This window comes from Acinetobacter larvae, from assembly GCF_001704115.1.
Classification (GTDB): domain Bacteria; phylum Pseudomonadota; class Gammaproteobacteria; order Pseudomonadales; family Moraxellaceae; genus Acinetobacter; species Acinetobacter larvae.
In genome coordinates, this window is record NZ_CP016895.1 from 1,215,244 (window position 1) to 1,234,068 (window position 18,825).

Below are 18,825 nucleotides of genomic sequence, written 5' to 3' on the forward strand. Positions count from 1 at the left end.
AAGTAGATAGATCAGCTACTCCCATCCCCAATAACCCGATTTTTTTCGGGTTATTTTTTGCCTGCACGGTGCGATTTAGAGCGTGAGCTTGTGGTTTTGTTGCGAGTGCTTTGATCGTGAATTGCCATAAAACAGACCAATGTGCTTGTTTGCTCAACGCGCTTGACATCTAATGCACTAGAGGGTCTTGGCTGGTCAGTGGCAGGTGTTGAGCAATGCGCTTAGTGGCAATATGTGTCGCATGGATTGCTGGTATATCGACCATGGGCGATCAAAACTGGCAGTTTTTAACGCGCTATGCCATGCCAGTGTTGTTGGCTATAGTATTTTATCTGCTGTTTTTGATGGCTTTAAAATATCATGCTACCCGTGCTGCTAGCGCACAGTCGCAGTCTCATTTTAATCGTGCAGGTCATCATCCGTTGTGGCGGCGTCGGATGTGGTCGTATTGTCGCAAGATTATGCTACAGAGCCGCTATCTTGCTGATATGCTGTTGGTTTTTATCTTGGCATTGTGCTATGCAGCGCATGCTTTAGAACAACGTTTAGCACAGCGTTTTCTGGGGGTTGCAGAACAAAGCCAGTTGGTTTATATCGAACAGATTGATCAAGTCAATGCTCAGCTAGGTCTGATCCAGCAGGTTGCCGTGGTCTTGTTACCCAATCAGCCAGCACAAAAATGGTTGCTTCGATTCAAAGCTCAGGGGCAGCCAGCATTACAGTTAGGGCAGTACTATCGGGTCAGTGGTGAAGTCCGTGAAGCACATGGCTATGCGGTCGCCGGCGTTTTTGATCTAGAACGTTGGTTTTTACAACAAAATATTATGGCGCAGATGCGGGTAAAACAGATACAAGCGATCCAGCACACAGCGGATCGGCATAGGGTTCTCCAGCATCAGCAGCAGTTATCCATCTGGCAACCATGGCTATTGGCAATTGAGCAACAGCGTTTAGACTTTCGGAGCTATATTGCAGCCCAGCATTATGCACAAGCAGGCTTGGTGCTGGGCTTATTAACAGGTGATCAGAGCTTATTATCCAGTGATACAGAGACTTTATTTAAAAATTTAGGTCTAAGTCATTTATTGGCTATTTCTGGACCGCATGTGTTATTGGCTGCGATGTTATGTTGTTGGCTACTGCGCAAAATCATTGAATATTTTGTCCCCAGAATATATCTACGCTATGCCAGACCGAGTCTCATGTGGCTGCCTTTTCTGGCTTGTGTGGTGCTTTATTGTGCCTTTGTTGGGTTTGAAATCCCCGCCTTAAGAACCTTATTGACCACAGTGCTGTGTAGTAGTTTGTTTTTACTGCAACAGAACCTCGCAAGATTAAAGGTCTTATTATTGAGTGCCAGTAGCCTACTGATTTTAGATCCTTTTAGTATTTTAGCGACTTCATTTTGGTTGTCTTATGTCTCTTGTTTTATTTTACTGGGTTTATATCAGACAATGCTGCAGCACCCTTATGTGATCTTTAATCTGTGGTGGCGGATCTATCATTTGAGTGTGCTGTTTATACGGGGGCAATTGAAAATTTATATTGCACTCATTCCTTTGCTTTTGTTTATCTTTCAACAAGTTTCGATATTGGCTTTGTTTGCCAATGTAATTGCCATTCCCATTTTGGGCAGTGTGGTGCTGCCCTTATTAATTCTTGCGGCACTGTCTTATTTGATATCACAGACTGTGGCAGCATTCTTTTTTGACCTGAGTCATCAGATCTTGCAACTGGCATTGAGGTTATTACAACGTTTAAATACACTGTATTCAGACCCTTTGCTGTGGTTTGCCATGACACCGCTACAGATGCTATTGCTCAGTATCACTGTGCTGATCATCTTTTTGCCACGTGGTATTGTTCCCCGAGCATGGAGTTTGGTCACCGCATTGGCACTGTGTTTTGCTCAGCGCGGTGATCAACAAATTTTTCAATTGACAGTACTGGATGTTGGGCAAGGGCAAGCTATTTTTCTGCGCCATGCCGACAGCCAATTCTGGATTGATATGGGGGGACCCGTGGTCTATGCCGGGCAAGCGCAGCAAAGCGTTTCGAATACCTCGGCTGCATCAAGCACAGCAGTTGCTGAGCGTATTTTATTGCCTTTTATGATGCAACAAGGATCTAAAAGCGTGGAGCGGGTGATCATGAGTCATTTAGACCAAGACCATATGATTGGCTGGCAGGGTATGGCAGCACAGCTAGACATCAAAAAAGTCATGGCGAATCAGTATGACCCAGTGTTTAAGGGGGTTGATTTTGACTATTGTCATGCCGGGCAACATTGGCAATATGGGGATTTAAGTGTACGCGTACTTTCCCCGGCAGTGGAGCAGTTAGCACAGGTGGCACAGCATAAAAATGAATTATCCTGTGTGCTGTATATACAATATACTGGCGTCAAGCCCTATCAGAATTTTTTGCTGATGGGGGATGCCGGCTGGCAAACAGAATATCAATTATTACAACACTATCCCGATTTAAAAGTTGATGTATTGGTGCTGGGTCATCATGGTAGTCGGCAGAGTTCAGCCTATGATTTTTTGGCACATTATAAACCGAAAATGTTAATTGCCAGTGCGGGTTTTGCCAATCGTTATGGGCATCCCCATGCGCAGGTTGAGGCGCGTGCCAAAGCACTGGGCATTGCAATGTGGTCTAGCATAGAGCAAGGCAGTATTGAATTTGCAGTCAATGCCTCACGCCCTCATCACATGACACTTCAGGCGAGGCGTATGCGCTACCGCTGGTTACAGCGTGAGCGTTAATCGGTTTTTCATACAGCAATCCGCGCCAACAAGGCAGTATGAGCAGCAGATTGCTGATATCAAGATGAGGCTACACGGTGGTCTCATCTGCTTGCTGCATGTGCTGTGCAGCATGTGCTTGTTGTTGATGGATTTCTTTGACTCTGGCAATTGCCTCATCACTGCTATCGTTGTAAATACATTGCAATGCTGGGTTGGCTTTAAAACGTTTATAGCTCCAATGATAATGTTCTGGAAAACGTTGAATCAGTTGTTCAATGCGATGATGAATCACCAACGTGCCATCATTGGCACTGCCGCTATAGATTGCTTCATCCATGGGTTCAATAAACATGTTAAAGCTATCATCTTGATTGCGAATCGCATAGAGCAGTAGTGCACGGGCTTTGGTTTTCTGAATCAGTTTGGCGGTTAAATTACTCGAAGCCAGTGGCACACCAAAATACTCAATCATCTCACCGCCTTGTTTAGGGGTGTGATCGGGTAAAATTACGGTAGTTCCCCCTTGTTTCAAGGCTTTAAAGATCTGTCTTACACCAGATTCATCGGTAGGCACCAAATTGGCACGTTCGCGGCTGCGTGCTTGACGTACAAATTGGTCGGCATCAGGGTTTTTGATCGGTTTATACATGATGGTCATTTGCGTATGCTGCGCAAACCAAGCATTCATAACCTCCCAGGTGCCGAAATGTGGCACGATCAGCACTAAGCCCTTATTTTCCGCCAATGCTTGGTGTACATAATGTTCACCTGTAATATGGCGGATTCGCGCAATATTTTTTGCATTGCTACTGCCCCAAATATTGAAAAACTCCATATAGGACTGTAATTCATTATGAATAGCAGCACGACTGATGCGCTCTCGCTCTTGATCACTGAGGTCTGGAAAGCAGATTTCGATATTACGACGTATGGTTTTAGACGTTTGACTGATGTGTAGTGCATTGACTAAGCTCGCAAGCACACGCGCAAAGGCACGCAAAAACAACATCGGTAAACGACTGAAAAAATCAAGAAGGCGCGTGGTAGCTGTGGTTTGTTTTTCAGTCATTTTGAATCATAATCATGTGAGAGATATTAAATAGCGCGGTAAAATTGTGACTATTATATGTTAATTCTAGTGATATAGACAATTTTACTATTTAAGCTTAAGCGCTGGTGCTTAAGCGATTTCAATTGAATGAGAATACACCTATGTCTGATTGGCCACCCAAACAGGAATCGCAGCCCACTACACAGACTCAACCCGTTGAGCCGCAGCATGCTGGCAAAGAATGGCAGATTTTGGAAAAGATGCTATTGGCTTCAGTGGTTGAACAACGCCGTAGCAGGCGGTGGAATATCTTCTTTCGTTTGATGACCTGCTTATATATTCTAATTATTCTCGGCTTTATGCTCAAAGCATGCGGTACGGGCAGTGATGAAGAGGGCGTTGTGGGGAGTAGTCAAAGTCATTTGGCTGTGGTGAATATTATCGGCACCATTGATTCATCCAAACAAGGCGTCAATAGTAGCGATACCATCAAGTCACTGAATCGTGCTTTTGCGGCCAAAAGCGCACAAGCTGTGGTGTTGGAGATTAACTCACCGGGTGGTTCACCCGTGCAGTCTGATTATATTTGGCAAGAAATTCGCTATTTAAAACAGCAATATCCAAACAAAAAAGTCTATGCAGTGGTAGGCGATATCGGTGCTTCAGGTGCGTATTATATTGCCTCCGCAGCAGATGAGATTTGGGTCAATCCATCCAGTTTAATTGGTTCGATTGGGGTCATTATGCCGAACTACGGTATATCACAGCTCACCCAAAAACTGGGTGTGGAAGATCGTACTTTAACGGCAGGTGATAATAAAGATATACTCAGCATGACCAAACCCGTCAATCCTGAACAGAAAGCCCATGTGCAAGCCTTATTGGACAATGTGCATCAACACTTTATTCAGGCAGTAAAAACTGGGCGTGGTGCAAAATTACGTTCCAATGATCCTAAAATTTTCTCCGGTTTATTTTGGACGGGTGAGCAAGCCATTGCCTTGGGGATTGCCGATAAAACCGGCAGTATAGAAAGCTTAAAACGTCAATTAAAAATTGATAAAACAGTGAATTATACCATTGAGCGTTCGCCTTTAGATTCGATCTTTGGCAAAATGGGGGCTTCAGTAGGTCAAGGCATGGCTTCACATCTCATGCAAGAAATGCATACTGAACAACAACCTAAATTGCAATAAGTCAGACCTAAAGGGAATTGAAATGACACATCCCCAGCCAGCCAAAGCCATTATTCATTTTGCGCACGCCAATGGCGTGCCATCCAAGGTTTATCAAAAACTATTTGATTTACTACAAGATGAGTATGACATTCGCTATGTGCCGATGATTGGACCTGACAAACGTTATCCAATTAGCAATCAATGGCATGATTTGGTGGATCAGATCATTGATAGTGTTGTACAGCAAACACCGGGGCGAAACGTCATAGGCTTGGGGCATTCACTCGGCTCCATCCTGACCATGCAAGCTGCCAAAAGACGCCCAGACTTGTTTAAACAGGTGATCTTGTTAGATCCACCACTCATTATGGGTAAACAATCGTTGTTTTTCCATTTTACCAAGTTATTGCGACCCAAAATGGTCGATCAGATTACCCCAGCGGGTTTGTCGAAGCGACGTCGTGATCATTGGGAGTCACGAGAACAAGCCGCCGCTTTATTACGCCCCAAAGGCTTTTATAAAGATTTTGATGCAGCATGTTTTGACGCATATATTCAGCATGCCTTACGTGATGATGCGCGGGGTGGGGTCTGTTTAAGCATTCCTAAAGCCGATGAAGTGCAAATTTTTAGAACCAATCCATCACATTGGTGGTTGCCGAGTGCGAAGGCAACAACGCCCATGCATGTGGTGGTGGGTGATAAAAGTCAGTTTTATCAACGTGGTTTTATTCAAATGGCCAAGGCGAAGTGGGGGCTGGACTATACTTTGACACAGGGCAGTCATATGTTCCCCTTAGAACATCCACAGCAGACGGTAAATATTATTAAGCAGTTAATTGCACAACAAAACTAAAGTGACGTACTGCTATAGCGCTATATTATTGTTTTTGTTAATGGTTTTATAGTGATGATCATCGTCAATCAAAAGGCTGCCGCGGCAGCCTTTTGAATGCAAATGCATTGCTCACGAATAGAAGACTTGCAATGCTGCGTAGCTTAATGCAATGCAGCAAATTGAATGGGATGCGTTAAAACTTGACCACGATAATGGACTTGTTGATCGATAAACTGTATATCACCGCGACAAACCCACTCTACCGCTTGTGGATAGATAAAGTGTTCCATCTGATGGACACGCTGCGCCAAGCTTTGTGCCGTGTCATGCGGCTTGATCTCAAGCACAGCTTGTGCAATGGCTTGACCAGCATCTAATTCCGCCGTGACAAAATGCACAGTACAACCATGATAGCGTTCACCACTGTGGAGCACGCGTTGGTGGGTGTGCATTCCTTTGTAGGCGGGGAGTAAGGATGGGTGAATATTGAGCATGCGACCTTGCCATTGCGCTACAAATTTAGGGCTTAAAATTCGCATAAAGCCTGCCAAGATGACTAAATCTACTTGCCAATCGAGCAATTGTTGCTGCATGACTTGATCAAAACTTTCACGATCGGGATAGGCTTTATGTTCAATAATCACGCTGGCAATATTGGCGTGTTGCGCACGTTGCAAGGCATAGGCATCTGCTTTGTTGCTCATGACCCCAACAATTTCACCAGACAAGCCTGCATCGAGCAAGGCTTGTAGGTTACTACCATTGCCTGAAACCAGTACAGCAATTCGCATCATGCAAAGATCACACGGATTTTTTCATCAGCGCCGGCAACCGAGTCAGCATTTTCTTGGATATGACCCAATGCCCATGCGTGTTCACCTTGTGCTTTGAGCAAGTCAATGGTTTGCGCTGCATCAGCTGCATCGACTACGATCACCATCCCAACGCCACAGTTAAAGGTGCGATACATTTCAAATTGTTCTACGCCACCAGCTTGTTGCAGTAGTTGGAACAAACTTGGCCACTGCCAAGATGCTTCATTGATCACGGCTTGTGCACCGTTGGGTAATACACGGGGTAAGTTACCCGGTAAACCACCACCGGTGATATGCGCCATTGCATGTACATTCACTGCTTTGCATAATGCTAGAATCGGTTTGACATAGATACGGGTCGGTTCCATCACCACATCGGCTAAAGGACGACCATCGACCAATTGGTCGAGATCGAGATTTTTAACATCGATGATTTTACGTAATAAAGAATAACCGTTTGAGTGTGCGCCAGAAGAAGCGACAGCAATTAATACATCACCTGCTTTGACTTGTGTACCGTCAATGATTTTGGCTTGTTCGACAACACCGACTGAGAAGCCTGCAAGATCATAGTCTTCGCCTTCATACATGCCGGGCATTTCCGCTGTTTCACCACCGACCAGTGCACAACCGGCGAGTTCACAGCCTTTACCAATCCCTGTCACTACATTGGCAGCAACATCGACATTTAAATGACCTGTAGCATAGTAATCAAGGAAAAATAAAGGTTCAGCACCACAGACCAAAAGATCGTTGACACACATCGCAACTAAGTCTTGACCAATCGTGTCATGACGATTTAAATTGAGAGCGAGGCGTAATTTGGTTCCAACACCGTCGGTACCCGAAACCAATACCGGTTCATCGTAGCCTTTGGGTATTTTGCATAGGGCACCGAAGCCACCTAGCCCGCCCATTACTTCAGGACGTGTGGTTTTTTTGGCGACGGATTTGATTCGATCGACCAGGGCATCGCCCGCTTCAATATCGACACCAGCATCTTTGTAGCTTAAACCAGTGGTAGATTGATTAGAAGTTGAGTTGCTCATAATATGAAGTCTCCGCATTGGCGTGGCGATTATACCTGAATATACGAGACGCATATGCGAATTCTGTACTAAAATGCTATCTTAATTAAAATATTTTATTTTCAATAACCAATAAATCTGAAAAAGGCGTTATTGCATGCACGATCGGACCTTAAAGCGCTTACTCATTGTGGCGGTAGTGGTTGTGCTGGCTTGGCTTGTTGTTTTGCTCAAACCAGTATTACTTCCTTTTCTAGGCGCATTTTTAATGGCCTATTTATTTAGCCCATTGGTCAAACAATTGGCGCGTTTTCTACCGCGTTGGTTAGCGATTTCCGTGGTGTTCTTAGGCATCGCTGCTATTCTGACATTGGTGATCTGGTATATTGGTCCGATCGTGTGGAAACAACTGATGTATGCCCGTGACAGTGTGCCGACCGTGGTACATTGGATCAACTATGAGGTTTTGCCTTGGGCATCGCATACCTTTGGTGTGGACAACATGATTATTGACCCAGATCAGGTCAGCAAAATTGTGATGGACTATGTGCAGACCAACTATAGCGTCGACAGTGTCCAAGCCATGTTGTTACAGGTATTGCAATCAGGAATTAATTTTATTCAGATTGGTGGGACGTTGGTACTGATTCCAATTATTGCCTTTTATTTCTTATTGGATTGGGAGCGTATGCTCAATCGCATGCGTGGCATGATTCCACCACGTTATCAAGCAAAAACCTTGCAAATTGTACAAGAATGCCACCAAGTGCTTGGTGCCTTTGTCAAAGGTCAGTTTTTGGTGATGGTCTTACTCGGCTGCATCTATGCTGTTGGTTTGCAGATGGTTGGTTTGGGGGTTGGTCTGATTATCGGTATGGTGGCAGGCTTAGCCAGTATCATCCCTTATTTGGGCTTTGCAGTGGGTATTTTATCTGCGGTTATTGCTTGCTTCTTCCAATTCGGTTTGGACTGGACGCATTTGGCTTTAATCGGTGTGGTATTTATGGTGGGGCAGGTGGTTGAAGGCTATGTGCTACAACCATTCTTGCTGGGTGATAAAATCGGTTTACCACCGGTAGCTGTGGTTTTTGCGGTTTTGGCAGGTGCACAACTGGCTGGCTTCGTTGGGATGTTAGTTGCATTGCCTGTTGCTGCTGTGATCGTGGTGCTATTGCGGCATATCAATGAAAGTTATCAGCATAGCCAGTTTTATCAACCCACACCGCAGTTAAGTATTGAAAAAAGCGCTGAATCAGAGCGCGTCATCTTGGAAAGTGAGCAAGTGCACCTTGATATTGAGATTAAAAAACAGCAAGATACAGATAACTCATCAACTGATATCAAAGATCAGTAGCTTATAGGATAGTACACAGCGATGCGTCAATTGCAGTTGGATATTGAACCTCATCTCGATGCCCGGATTAGTGATTTTTCTGGGCCTGGATGGGCTGCTGTCATTGATGCGGTGCGGCAGCTACATGCAGGTTTAGTCAATCGCTTTTATGTTTATGGTGGGGCAGGGACTGGTAAAAGCCATTTATTATCGGCAATTTGCGAGTCTTATCTTGAAGTGGGTAAGTCAGCCATTAAAGTATCTTTATTAGAATTGCTAGATGCACCGATTGAAGCCATTAGTGCCTTAGAAAGTTATGACTTGGTGGCACTGGATGATATCGAAGCAATTTGTGGTGTGCCGCATTGGCAAACCGCAGTCTTTCATTTGATTAATAACAATAATGCCGGTGGCGGGCAGTTGGTATTTTCCTCACGCTTTGCACCGAAAGAATTAAAACTCGAATTACGTGATTTAGGTTCGCGTTTAAATCAAGCGGTCAGTGTGGCTGTGCCGACGGGCGATGATTTTGCCGATCGCTATGCTTTACTGCATTCCGTGCTTATGCGTAGAGGCGTACATTTTGATCAACATATTTTTGATTATTTACTTGAGCATGGACCACATCAGACCAGTATGTTGTTGCAGTGTGTAGAGCAATTGGAAAAGCTATTAAAAGGTGAGAAAACCAAACTCTCCAATGCCACACTGCGACAAATTTATGCATTGATTGACGAATATCAAAGCTAAAACCAATCACAATGTATTTAGACTCATCCGAATGAGTTAAAAGAATAAGTTAAAACCAACCAGAAATAAGTTAAAACTACCCAGAATAAGTTAAAGCGATCTCACAGGACAGTATTCTGCTGCAACAATATGATGTTGTCATGTGGTCCCTATCTGGTGGGTATCGCTGTATCTAAGTTATATAAGTATTGTATTGAGTTTTCTAACATTATTCTGATCAATCTAGTCTTTTGCTATAGTATGATTATTTTGATTGTTATGCACTGCATAGAGGCTTATGACACAATCTTCGCGCCAACTTCCAGCATTGACTGAGATTGACTTAGATCCACAACGGTTGCTGTATTTACAGCGTGAACAGCTATTGCCTTTACGGGATGCCCCGATTCAACTGAACTATTATGCTGACGCAGTGGTTCAGGCACAAAGTGCGCAACTGATTGTCATTGATGCTGAATTGACACAGCAATTGAGTCAGACTATTGCGCAACTATTAAAGCATTTGCAGCAGGCTACAACACAGCTAAAAACTCGCCGTTTCAATGCTTTGCAACGCTGGTTAGGGCTTGATATTGAATCAGATGTGACGAAGATAAAATATCTAGATCGACTGGATGCTTATGTCGATCAAGCCAATCATTTAAGTCAAAAACTAAAATTACAGTTGGCACAGTCCAGTCAGCGTCGACAACACTATGTACAGCTACGCCGTGAGATGGCACATGCGATTGTGGCTGCACAACAATTTTTACAGCAATATCCTTTATTTCAAGCCAATGATAATAATTTCGATAGCTTTGAGCAGCGTCTAAGTAAAAAGATTGAAACTTTACAGCGTTTACAACACAATCATGATTTAGCTTATGCACAAATGCAGCTCAATGAGCAGTTAGCGTTACAGTTGCTCGATCGTTTCAAAGAAGCACAACAGGTATTATTACCTGCATGGCAACAGCAGCTGCGACAAAATCAAGACCGTGCCAATATTCGTGATATTCAGCAATTACAAGGTGATCGGGACAAACTCATCAACAGCCTCATTCATACTTTAAAGCAATAGGGTACATCAATGCATTCAGATCAAAAGCCTTTAGACCTAGACCATAACGATACGCACCATGATTTAAGCCCACAACAACGTTATGAACAACTTAATTTAGTCGAAATGGGATTGAACCCAGAAGATTTCTCGGCAGTACAAACGGCTCAACAGGAGTTAAGCCAATTAAGCCAGCATAGTGTGGCTGAATATGGTAAAGACATTGCCAATAAAACAGCAAGTTATACCGATGAATTGCTCAATGCAGTGAAAAATAAATCCTTAGATGAGACTGGGCAAAAACTGAATGAAGTATTGCAGGTTGCACAGCAGCTCAATCACAATACCTTGCTGAATGCCAATAAGAACCAAGGCTTTATTGGTAGTATTTTAAATAAGTTTCGCAATGCCAAACAAAATTTTGAACAACAATTTGACAGTACCCGTCAGCATATCGAACGTTTGGTACAAGAGATTGAGCAAACCCAAGGTGGCTTAAAAGCACGCGTTGAAACATTAGGACAGATGTTTCATGGGGTGCAAGATGAATATAAGCAACTGGGCGTTTATGTTGCTGCTGGGCGTTTGAAATTACAGGATATTCAAACCGAACTGACCGCGTTATCACAACATGATGCAGCACAAGATCCGCAGCGGACACAGCAAATTTATGACTTAAATCATTTGGCCAACAATCTCGAAAAAAGAATCAGTGATTTACAGGTTTTACAGCAATCAGCGATGCAGACTTTGCCGATGATTCGGATTATTCAGTCCAATAACTTGATGCTCATCGATAAGTTTTATGCGATTAAAAATATCACCTTACCGGCTTGGAAAAATCAGATTAGTCTGGCGATTTCACTACAAGAACAGCAAAATAGCGTGCAATTAGCCAATAAAATTGATGATGCAACCAATGCGCTATTACGCAGTAATGCCGATCTATTACATAAAAACTCAGTCGATACCGCCAAAGCCAATCAGCGTGCGGTCATTGATATCGAAACCTTGGAGCATGTACAAAATAGCCTGATCAATACCGTACAAGATGTGATTCAGATTCAAAAAGAAGGCATGCAAAAACGCGATGAAGCTGCACAACGTATACGAAGCTTGCAACAAGATTTACAACAACTGGTGCATCAGCAAGTACCACGCCAATAAAACGGCATCACCCAGCAAGCTAGGGGATGTCTATGTGCTTTGAGCGAACGCGAATCATGAGGTTTCTAGAGTTATGCAACAATTATCGCCGAGTTTACAAACCCAACTACTGGCTTTAAAGCACAGACAACGCCGTGTTCGATTTTGGGCTGTATTTGCTGTGTTGCTGGCATGTTTGATGTTGGCATTGTTTTTGGTGCGTCAGCAACTAGCCTATGCATTGGTTGGTTTGGGCTTAGATATCGAATATTTACATCTTCCAGTCAGTCTGGCCTTAAACATTTCTGCCACAGATCAAGTCGATGGTTATTTGGATCGTGCTTTGAGTTGGGTGGGGTGGTTCTTGCTCAAAATTCCAGTCTCTATGATTGCGGCATTTGTGTTTATTCGCGTGCTACGTCTGTTTAAAGCGGCGCGCCAACGCATGCAATCAAAAGTATTGACCTTTGTGGCATGGTTGATTGGTTTTATCTTGGCGTGGAGCGTTTTGAGTTATGTACAATATGCCAAACAAGCGCCAGTGGCTTATGCGGGTTTGATTCAATACAAACAGAATATTCAGCAAAGCCCTATTGCTAATTATTTGAAACAATCGCAGCAAAGTGACTTTGTACAATCTTACGTCTTGGCACAAACAGCATTATTGCATCGCCCCATCGATCGCACGGCGGCAGATTTTTATTTACAACGCATACTGCCCATTGCGGACGCAGAGCGGATAAGTCACTATGGTTTGCAAGAAGAGCAATTGTGGACGATGCAGCAGCAAGTCTATGCTAAAAATATTTTACCCAATAGCCCAGCATTACAAAGCAAAATCAATCGTGCTACACAGTATAGTGCTCTGATGTATTGGTTGAGTCTAATCACATTCGGGGGAGCATCCTTTGTGGCGCTCTGCTGTGCAGGGTTGGCACGTCATTTACAACAACGTTTAGTCCGTATTCAACAGGCATTGGACTAAAACGAGTCTCTCTACCAGATAAAAGCACATAAAAAACCGAGCCAATGCACGGGCTCGGTTTTGGTCATCTCGCTATGCCTGAGCACTCAGAATAGCTTATTTTTCGACGAATGCACGTTCGATCACATAGTCACCCAATTGCCCCATACGTGGTGATTCTTTTAGACCGTGTTGATCAAGTAATGCAGCAACGTCAGTCAAGAAATGGGGGCTACCACATAGCATGGCGCGGTCAGTTTCTGGATTAAAACGTTCTAAGCCAATTTTTTCGAAGAGTTCACCCGATTCAATGGCATGGGTTACACGACCGCGGGTATGGAATTCTTCACGGGTCACGGTTGGGTAATAAACCAATTTTTCTTGAATCCCCAATTCTTGGAAGAATTCATGGTTAGGGAGCTCGTTTAAGATCAAATCTTGATAAGCCAACTCAGAAACAAAGCGTGTACCGTGTACCACGATTACTTTTTCAAATTGTTGATATGTTTCTGGGTCACGAATCACGGATAAAAAGGGTGCAAGACCGGTACCTGAAGAGAGTAAATAAAGATTTTTACCAGGATTTAAATCATCTAGTACCAAAGTCCCTGTTGGTTTTTTAGAAACTAAGAGTTCGTCGCCAACTTTAACTTTTTGTAAAATAGACGTGAGTGGACCATCTGGTACTTTAATAGAGAAAAACTCGAGTTCTTCTTCGTAGTTCGCGCTGGCAATAGAATAGGCGCGCATCAGTGGCTTACCATTGACTTCTAATCCAATCATCACAAATTGACCATTCTTGAAACGCAATGCGGTATCACGAGTGGTTTTAAAACTGAATAATGTGTCATTCCAGTGATGCACGTGAGTAATCTTTTCGACGTTAAAAGCAGCCATTAAAAGTCTCAATAATTTCAAATATAAACAGTTGGCTATTCTAAACTAAAATCATTCTCGATAAACTGAATATATTTAATTGAGCTTATTAGAAAAAATGATGATGAAACAGATTTCAATGCCGGTGATTGCGTATATGCACAGCCCTTATCGTGAGAAATTCGGCATTCCACGGCAGCCTAATCTGGTTGATGTACAATCTTATGTGGAATTATGTCCACCGTACAACGATTTGCAAGCATTTGCAGGCATAGAGCAATTTAGTCATTTATGGTTGCTGTGGCAATTTCATGACAATAAGTCTGTGACAGCAACTGATACTTTTCGTGCCCAAGTGCGCCCACCGCGTTTGGGGGGAAATCAAAAAATAGGTGTATTTGCTTCACGCAGCATGTATCGACCTGCGGCAATTGGCTTGTCGGTGGTGAGATTTGAAAAAATAGTCAAACAAGGTAGTGCGTTACGGGTCTATGTCCGTGGCAGTGATTTACTGGATGGTACACCGATACTGGATATTAAACCTTATATTCAGTATTCAGATGCTATTCTCGATGCACAGAGTGGCTATGCACAACAGCAACCGATGGTAAAGAAGGTGTGTTGGCAAATGCCAGCACAGCAACAATGCCAACAGTTATTGGCAGCACAATGTATTGATCCACAGCATATTCAAGAGTTACAGCAAGTATTGGCATTAGATCCGCGTCCTGCGTATCAACAAGATGCACAGCGCGTTTATGGTCTTAGTTTTGCCAATTTCAATGTCAAATTTACGGTGAGTACCGATCAGGTTCAGATTGAGCATTTGAGTTTATTGGATTGAAGCTTAAAAATTTAGTCTGTCATCTTAAGATTCAGCTCATGTTGTTGCGCTTTAATGTATTTGTTAACCAATATTGAAATGAGGAACAGAACATGCCTAGCTTGAAAAAAACAACCTTGAAAAAAACAACCTTGAAAAAAACGCTCTTGACACTGAGTGCTATAACTGTGGTGGGCGCAATCGCAATGCAGAGTATGGCTGCCAATCAACATACAGTAAATTCGAATGCTGTAGCCGCAGCACAAGCACAACAACACGCAGTCAATCAAGATGCCATTGCTGCGATGACACTGAGTACGGTGCAACAAGCATTAAATTATGCGGATGATCGTAAAGTAAAATTGCGCGGTTATGTGGTCAAAGCCATCGGTGATGAAAAATATCAATTCCGTGACCAAACAGGCACCATCACTGTCGATATCGATGATGAACTGTGGCAAGGTCGCGCGATTTCAGCCAATACCCCAATTACCATCTGGGGAGAGGTCGATATTGACTATAAGCCGATGAAACGTGTAGAAATTGATGTAGATGGTGTGCAGTTTTAAACGGATGGTATAGCTGTGATCATTCGGTCAGTTTATTGAGCAGAGAGGGATGTAATAAGATGCGGATATTACTGGCCGAAGATGACCATTCACAAGCTGATAGCATTAAGAACTGGTTAGAAATGGATGGTTATCAGGTCGATTGGGTCGAGCGTGGTGATCATGCATTGTGGGCGATTGCTGAGCATCATTATGATTGTCTATTGCTCGATCGTGGTTTGCCCAAAGCAACGGGGGATGAGATCTTGCAGCAGGTGCGGCAGAAACATCCAGATATCGCGATTATTTTTATTAGCGCGCAAGATAGCATTCAACAACGTGTACAGGGCTTGGATTTAGGTGCCAATGATTATCTGGTGAAACCCTTTAGCTTGGAAGAGCTTTCAGCGCGCATTCGCAGCCAACTGCGTTTACGCCACGCACAATCTACCCAACAGCTACAATGTGGTGATTTGCGTTTAGATCCAGAGGCTAAAACCGTGTACCGTGCGGAACAACTGCTCAATCTGACCAGTCGTGAGTTTCAGATTTTATATAAATTGATGCAGAGACCGACGCATATTTTTACCCGAGAACAATTGGAAAGTAGCTTATATGCTTGGGGTGAAGAAATCGAAAGTAATGCCATTGAAGTCTTTATTTATCAACTCCGTAAAAAAATAGGCAGTCAACGCATACAGACGATTCGTGGTTTGGGCTACCGCATGCAGCAAAGTGTATAACCCAATCGAATGTTGAGTAGCAGAAGGGCCCGTGCCAATGGACATGTTATGAAAGCAGCGCAGCCAGCGATTTCTTTACAGCAAAGCCTGATTCAAAAAGCTATGCACAGCTCCATTTTGGCAGGTTTATTGGCTTGGTTACTGATGGTTGCGATTTCACTCTATCAAGCAATGCAAACCCATGACCAGATCATGGATGAAATTGCAGATATGCTGATGATCAGCGATTTAAATAGCATTTCTGCGCAGCAATTAGAGGAACTGAGCGATGAGTTCGATGTGCATTATCAGTTATATGGTCAACAACAGCTATTGGCACAATCTGAAGATTATCCCACTTTTCTTCCAACTACTATACCGCAGCAGCTAGCGCAGCATGATGATGACGAGGTTTTCTCATTTCTGATTGCCGATGGACAGTTGTGGCGCCGTTATCAGGCGACGCAATCTGAACAAGCTTTAGCGGTTACTTTATATCAGCCTTTAAGTTCACGTTTTCAAGAAATGCTGCATAGTATGCTGCTATTTGCTTTGATTTTATTGGTTTTATGGGGGATATTATGGTTGTTGTTACGGCGATCGATAGCACAACAATTGGCACCGTTTAAGCAGCTCTCGCAAGCTATTGCCGACAAGAGTAGCCATGATTTAAGCCCGATTATTGCACCGCAACCTGCGTTAATCGAATTACAACCCATTGTGCAGCAACTCAATTATTTATTGCAGGGCTTGGATCGAGCTTTACAAGCAGAGCAACGCTTTACCGCAGATGCATCACATGAATTACGTTCACCGCTGTCTGCTTTATCGATGCGTCTACAATTGTTAAGCCGTAAGTACGCAGATGAAAATCCAAATCTGTTAGAGGATTTAGAGCGTATGCAGCAGGACCTAACACGGAGTACGCAAATATTAGAGCAGTTGCTATTATTGGCGCGACTTGATCCAACAGATTTACAGGATTTACCGCAGCAGTTGATCAATCTCCCAGAACTGCTTGAGGACGCTTTGGCGCTATTGCAACCACAGATCCAACAGCGGCAAAGCCAATTACATGTGGTGTTAGCGCCGCTGTTTATTCAGGGGAATCCAGAATTAATTTTTACTTGTCTACGCAATATTTTAGATAATGCCATTCGCTATATGCCGCAGCAGGGAGATCTCTATGTGAGTGCAGAACAAACGCATCAGGCGATCCAAATTTATATAGAAAATAGTGGGGAAATAAATGCTGAAGTTTTGACGCATTTGGGGGAGCGTTTTTATCGTGCTTTAGGGAGTAAAACCCAAGGCTCTGGCTTGGGTTTATCGATTTGTCATCAGATTATGGCAATTCATCATGGGCAATTGTATTACGCTATTTCGAGTTACGGTGGTTTAAAAGTTTGCCTACGTTTTAATCGAGTAGCGAGATGATCATGATCAATGGGGGCTTTATATCATTCACTGGATACTGCTTTAGTTTCAGATTTATTTTACTGTAGACTAAAAAAGCAGTACGCGCTGATTTCATACTGCTTGTTTCCACGTTTATTATTATTTAACAGATGTTATGCTGCTTATTTGGTGAGAATAAGACGATTATTGCGTGTTAAACGTAAACGGTATTCTTCACCAGCATGTAGAATGCGAATTTCACGACCTAGGGCAAAGAGGTTGTTGGAATGTAGCATAGGTAATGAATGCGTAGTTTCATTGTTGCGTGTGAATAGGCTGAATGGTGCGTTCATTATTGGAACTCCGTGGTGTGTTGGAATACACAAATGATAATCATTATCAGGTAGGTCTGTCAATTAAATTTTCTATATATCTTAAAAAAATATTTAGCAGGAAATTTTACCGTTTAATCATGTCAGCACAGCCTTGTCATAAGATAGATTCACGTTAGAATACTTGACCTTGCATGATGAGATGCATGCTTGAAAATCTATAGACGAAAAGAGGCACGTGCACGTGAAGCAGGATGTATTAAAAATTGCAATTGGGCTCGTGTATTATCAAGGTCAAGTACTGGTGGGATGGCGTAATGCTGCGCAACATCAAGGCAATCGCTATGAGTTTCCGGGGGGGAAAGTCGAAGCAGGCGAAAGTGCAGAACAAGCCTGTCGCCGTGAAATCCTTGAAGAAACGGGGCTGGATATTCGCCAATGGCATCCAATCACTTCCATCCAGCATCGCTATGATGATCTCAGCTTAGAATTAGATTTTTTTAGTGCTTATTGCCCGCGTGAACAACTCACGCAACGACGTGGAGCGTGGCAATGGTACAACCGTGAACAGCTGCTACATTTAAAATTTCCCAAAGCCAATCAGCGCATTGTGCAGCAATTGTGTTGGCCACATTATATAAAGATCAGCGCTGAGCATGATGCTTTAACAACGCTCGCATCGGACCATTTGTTGTATTGGCGCCCTGATGATCAAGAGCCGCTTGATTACACGCCCTTGACCACCTATAGTCCGCTACAATTACAGGCTCTGATGCTCAATATTAGGCATTGGCAAGCGTTGACTCCGCAGTTACAGCAACAGATCCATACCATTCATTTTAAGCAGCATCAATTTCAAACATTGAGTGCACTGCCACGCTTAGCACAACAGCGCTATCTGGCAGCTTGTCATGATGCCGCCGCGGTGCAACAGGCTCATGCGCTTGGATTTGATGCCATACTGCTGAGTCCTGTGTTAAAGACGGCATCACACCCTGAGCAAGATGCGCTGGGATGGCAACAATTCCAAGCCATTGCAGCACAGAGCGATTTACCCGTTTTTGCCTTGGGGGGAATGCATAAACGTGATTTAGATCAAGTGCAACGCCATCATGGTTTTGGCGTAGCAGGAATCCGTGCTTTTTAAACTTTTTGCAACAGCAAACAAAAAGGCTAGACCAATAAAAAAACTACACCCATAAAAAAAAAGCTAGACCAATAAAGGCTAAAC

18 protein-coding genes are annotated in these 18,825 nt (G+C 43.4%); 13 read left to right on the forward strand and 5 right to left on the reverse strand.

The window, feature by feature from the left end; all coding sequences use genetic code 11:
- Positions 1 to 215: 215 nt before the first annotated feature.
- The gene (locus tag BFG52_RS05410) at positions 216 to 2,771 is read left to right on the forward strand and encodes a DNA internalization-related competence protein ComEC/Rec2 (RefSeq protein WP_067553392.1); all 2,556 of its coding nucleotides are present in this window, start codon (positions 216 to 218) and stop codon (positions 2,769 to 2,771) included.
- A 70-nt stretch (positions 2,772 to 2,841) separates the two neighbouring features.
- Here the strand turns inward: BFG52_RS05410 and BFG52_RS05415 are convergent, their stop codons facing one another.
- Complete coding sequence (locus BFG52_RS05415; protein WP_067553394.1) at positions 2,842 to 3,822, reverse strand: lysophospholipid acyltransferase family protein; 981 nt, start codon at positions 3,820 to 3,822, stop codon at positions 2,842 to 2,844.
- Between the two features lie 143 nt (positions 3,823 to 3,965).
- Between BFG52_RS05415 and sppA the strand changes: the two genes are divergently transcribed.
- Positions 3,966 to 5,000, forward strand: coding sequence for a signal peptide peptidase SppA (sppA, locus tag BFG52_RS05420; protein WP_067553396.1), 1,035 nt, complete (start codon positions 3,966 to 3,968; stop codon positions 4,998 to 5,000).
- Positions 5,001 to 5,022: 22 nt separating this feature from the next.
- A complete protein-coding gene (locus BFG52_RS05425; protein ID WP_067553398.1) occupies positions 5,023 to 5,838 on the forward strand; it encodes an alpha/beta fold hydrolase in 816 nt (271 codons plus the stop codon).
- Between the two features lie 143 nt (positions 5,839 to 5,981).
- On the opposite strand, the gene purN is transcribed toward BFG52_RS05425, so the two are convergent.
- Positions 5,982 to 6,614, reverse strand: a complete 633-nt coding sequence (purN, locus tag BFG52_RS05430; RefSeq protein WP_067553399.1) for a phosphoribosylglycinamide formyltransferase — start codon at positions 6,612 to 6,614, stop codon at positions 5,982 to 5,984.
- Positions 6,611 to 7,684 (reverse strand): phosphoribosylformylglycinamidine cyclo-ligase, encoded by a 1,074-nt coding sequence (gene purM, locus BFG52_RS05435; RefSeq protein ID WP_067553400.1) that lies wholly within the window; start codon positions 7,682 to 7,684, stop codon positions 6,611 to 6,613. The genes purN and purM overlap by 4 nt, the downstream gene beginning before the upstream one ends.
- A 136-nt stretch (positions 7,685 to 7,820) precedes the next feature.
- On the opposite strand from purM, the gene BFG52_RS05440 reads away from it, so the two are divergent.
- The 5 genes from BFG52_RS05440 to BFG52_RS05460 all read left to right on the forward strand — a co-directional run bounded on the left by BFG52_RS05440 (position 7,821) and on the right by BFG52_RS05460 (position 12,916).
- On the forward strand, positions 7,821 to 9,017 hold the full coding sequence (locus BFG52_RS05440) for an AI-2E family transporter (protein ID WP_067553402.1): 1,197 nt from the start codon (positions 7,821 to 7,823) through the stop codon (positions 9,015 to 9,017).
- 21 nt (positions 9,018 to 9,038) lie between these two features.
- Positions 9,039 to 9,746 (forward strand): DnaA regulatory inactivator Hda, encoded by a 708-nt coding sequence (gene hda / locus BFG52_RS05445; RefSeq protein WP_067553403.1) that lies wholly within the window; start codon positions 9,039 to 9,041, stop codon positions 9,744 to 9,746.
- A gap of 277 nt (positions 9,747 to 10,023) precedes the next feature.
- The gene (locus BFG52_RS05450) at positions 10,024 to 10,806 is read left to right on the forward strand and encodes a hypothetical protein (protein WP_067553405.1); all 783 of its coding nucleotides are present in this window, start codon (positions 10,024 to 10,026) and stop codon (positions 10,804 to 10,806) included.
- 9 nt (positions 10,807 to 10,815) lie between these two features.
- Entirely contained in the window at positions 10,816 to 11,952 is a 1,137-nt protein-coding gene (locus tag BFG52_RS05455; protein WP_067553406.1) for a toxic anion resistance protein, read from the forward strand.
- Positions 11,953 to 12,025: 73 nt separating this feature from the next.
- Positions 12,026 to 12,916, forward strand: coding sequence for a hypothetical protein (locus BFG52_RS05460; protein WP_067553407.1), 891 nt, complete (start codon positions 12,026 to 12,028; stop codon positions 12,914 to 12,916).
- 96 nt (positions 12,917 to 13,012) lie between these two features.
- On the opposite strand, the gene BFG52_RS05465 is transcribed toward BFG52_RS05460, so the two are convergent.
- The gene (locus tag BFG52_RS05465) at positions 13,013 to 13,792 is read right to left on the reverse strand and encodes a ferredoxin--NADP reductase (protein WP_067553408.1); all 780 of its coding nucleotides are present in this window, start codon (positions 13,790 to 13,792) and stop codon (positions 13,013 to 13,015) included.
- Positions 13,793 to 13,910: 118 nt separating this feature from the next.
- On the opposite strand from BFG52_RS05465, the gene tsaA reads away from it, so the two are divergent.
- The 4 genes from tsaA to BFG52_RS05485 all read left to right on the forward strand — a co-directional run bounded on the left by tsaA (position 13,911) and on the right by BFG52_RS05485 (position 17,301).
- Entirely contained in the window at positions 13,911 to 14,615 is a 705-nt protein-coding gene (gene tsaA, locus BFG52_RS05470; RefSeq protein ID WP_171257363.1) for a tRNA (N6-threonylcarbamoyladenosine(37)-N6)-methyltransferase TrmO, read from the forward strand.
- A 194-nt stretch (positions 14,616 to 14,809) separates the two neighbouring features.
- Positions 14,810 to 15,163: a NirD/YgiW/YdeI family stress tolerance protein gene (locus BFG52_RS05475; protein WP_407639243.1), complete on the forward strand. Its 354-nt coding sequence runs from the start codon at positions 14,810 to 14,812 to the stop codon at positions 15,161 to 15,163.
- Between the two features lie 59 nt (positions 15,164 to 15,222).
- Positions 15,223 to 15,885 carry a response regulator transcription factor gene (locus tag BFG52_RS05480; RefSeq protein WP_067553409.1) on the forward strand — a complete coding sequence of 221 codons (663 nt, stop codon included), beginning with the start codon at positions 15,223 to 15,225 and terminating at the stop codon, positions 15,883 to 15,885.
- A 48-nt stretch (positions 15,886 to 15,933) separates the two neighbouring features.
- A complete protein-coding gene (locus BFG52_RS05485; protein ID WP_067553410.1) occupies positions 15,934 to 17,301 on the forward strand; it encodes a sensor histidine kinase in 1,368 nt (455 codons plus the stop codon).
- 143 nt (positions 17,302 to 17,444) lie between these two features.
- On the opposite strand, the gene hemP is transcribed toward BFG52_RS05485, so the two are convergent.
- A complete protein-coding gene (gene hemP / locus BFG52_RS05490) occupies positions 17,445 to 17,615 on the reverse strand; it encodes a hemin uptake protein HemP (RefSeq protein ID WP_067553412.1) in 171 nt (56 codons plus the stop codon).
- A gap of 223 nt (positions 17,616 to 17,838) precedes the next feature.
- Here hemP and BFG52_RS05495 point away from each other — a divergent pair, with 223 nt between their 5' ends.
- Positions 17,839 to 18,741, forward strand: a complete 903-nt coding sequence (locus BFG52_RS05495) for an NUDIX domain-containing protein (protein WP_067553413.1) — start codon at positions 17,839 to 17,841, stop codon at positions 18,739 to 18,741.
- Positions 18,742 to 18,825: the final 84 nt, after the last annotated feature.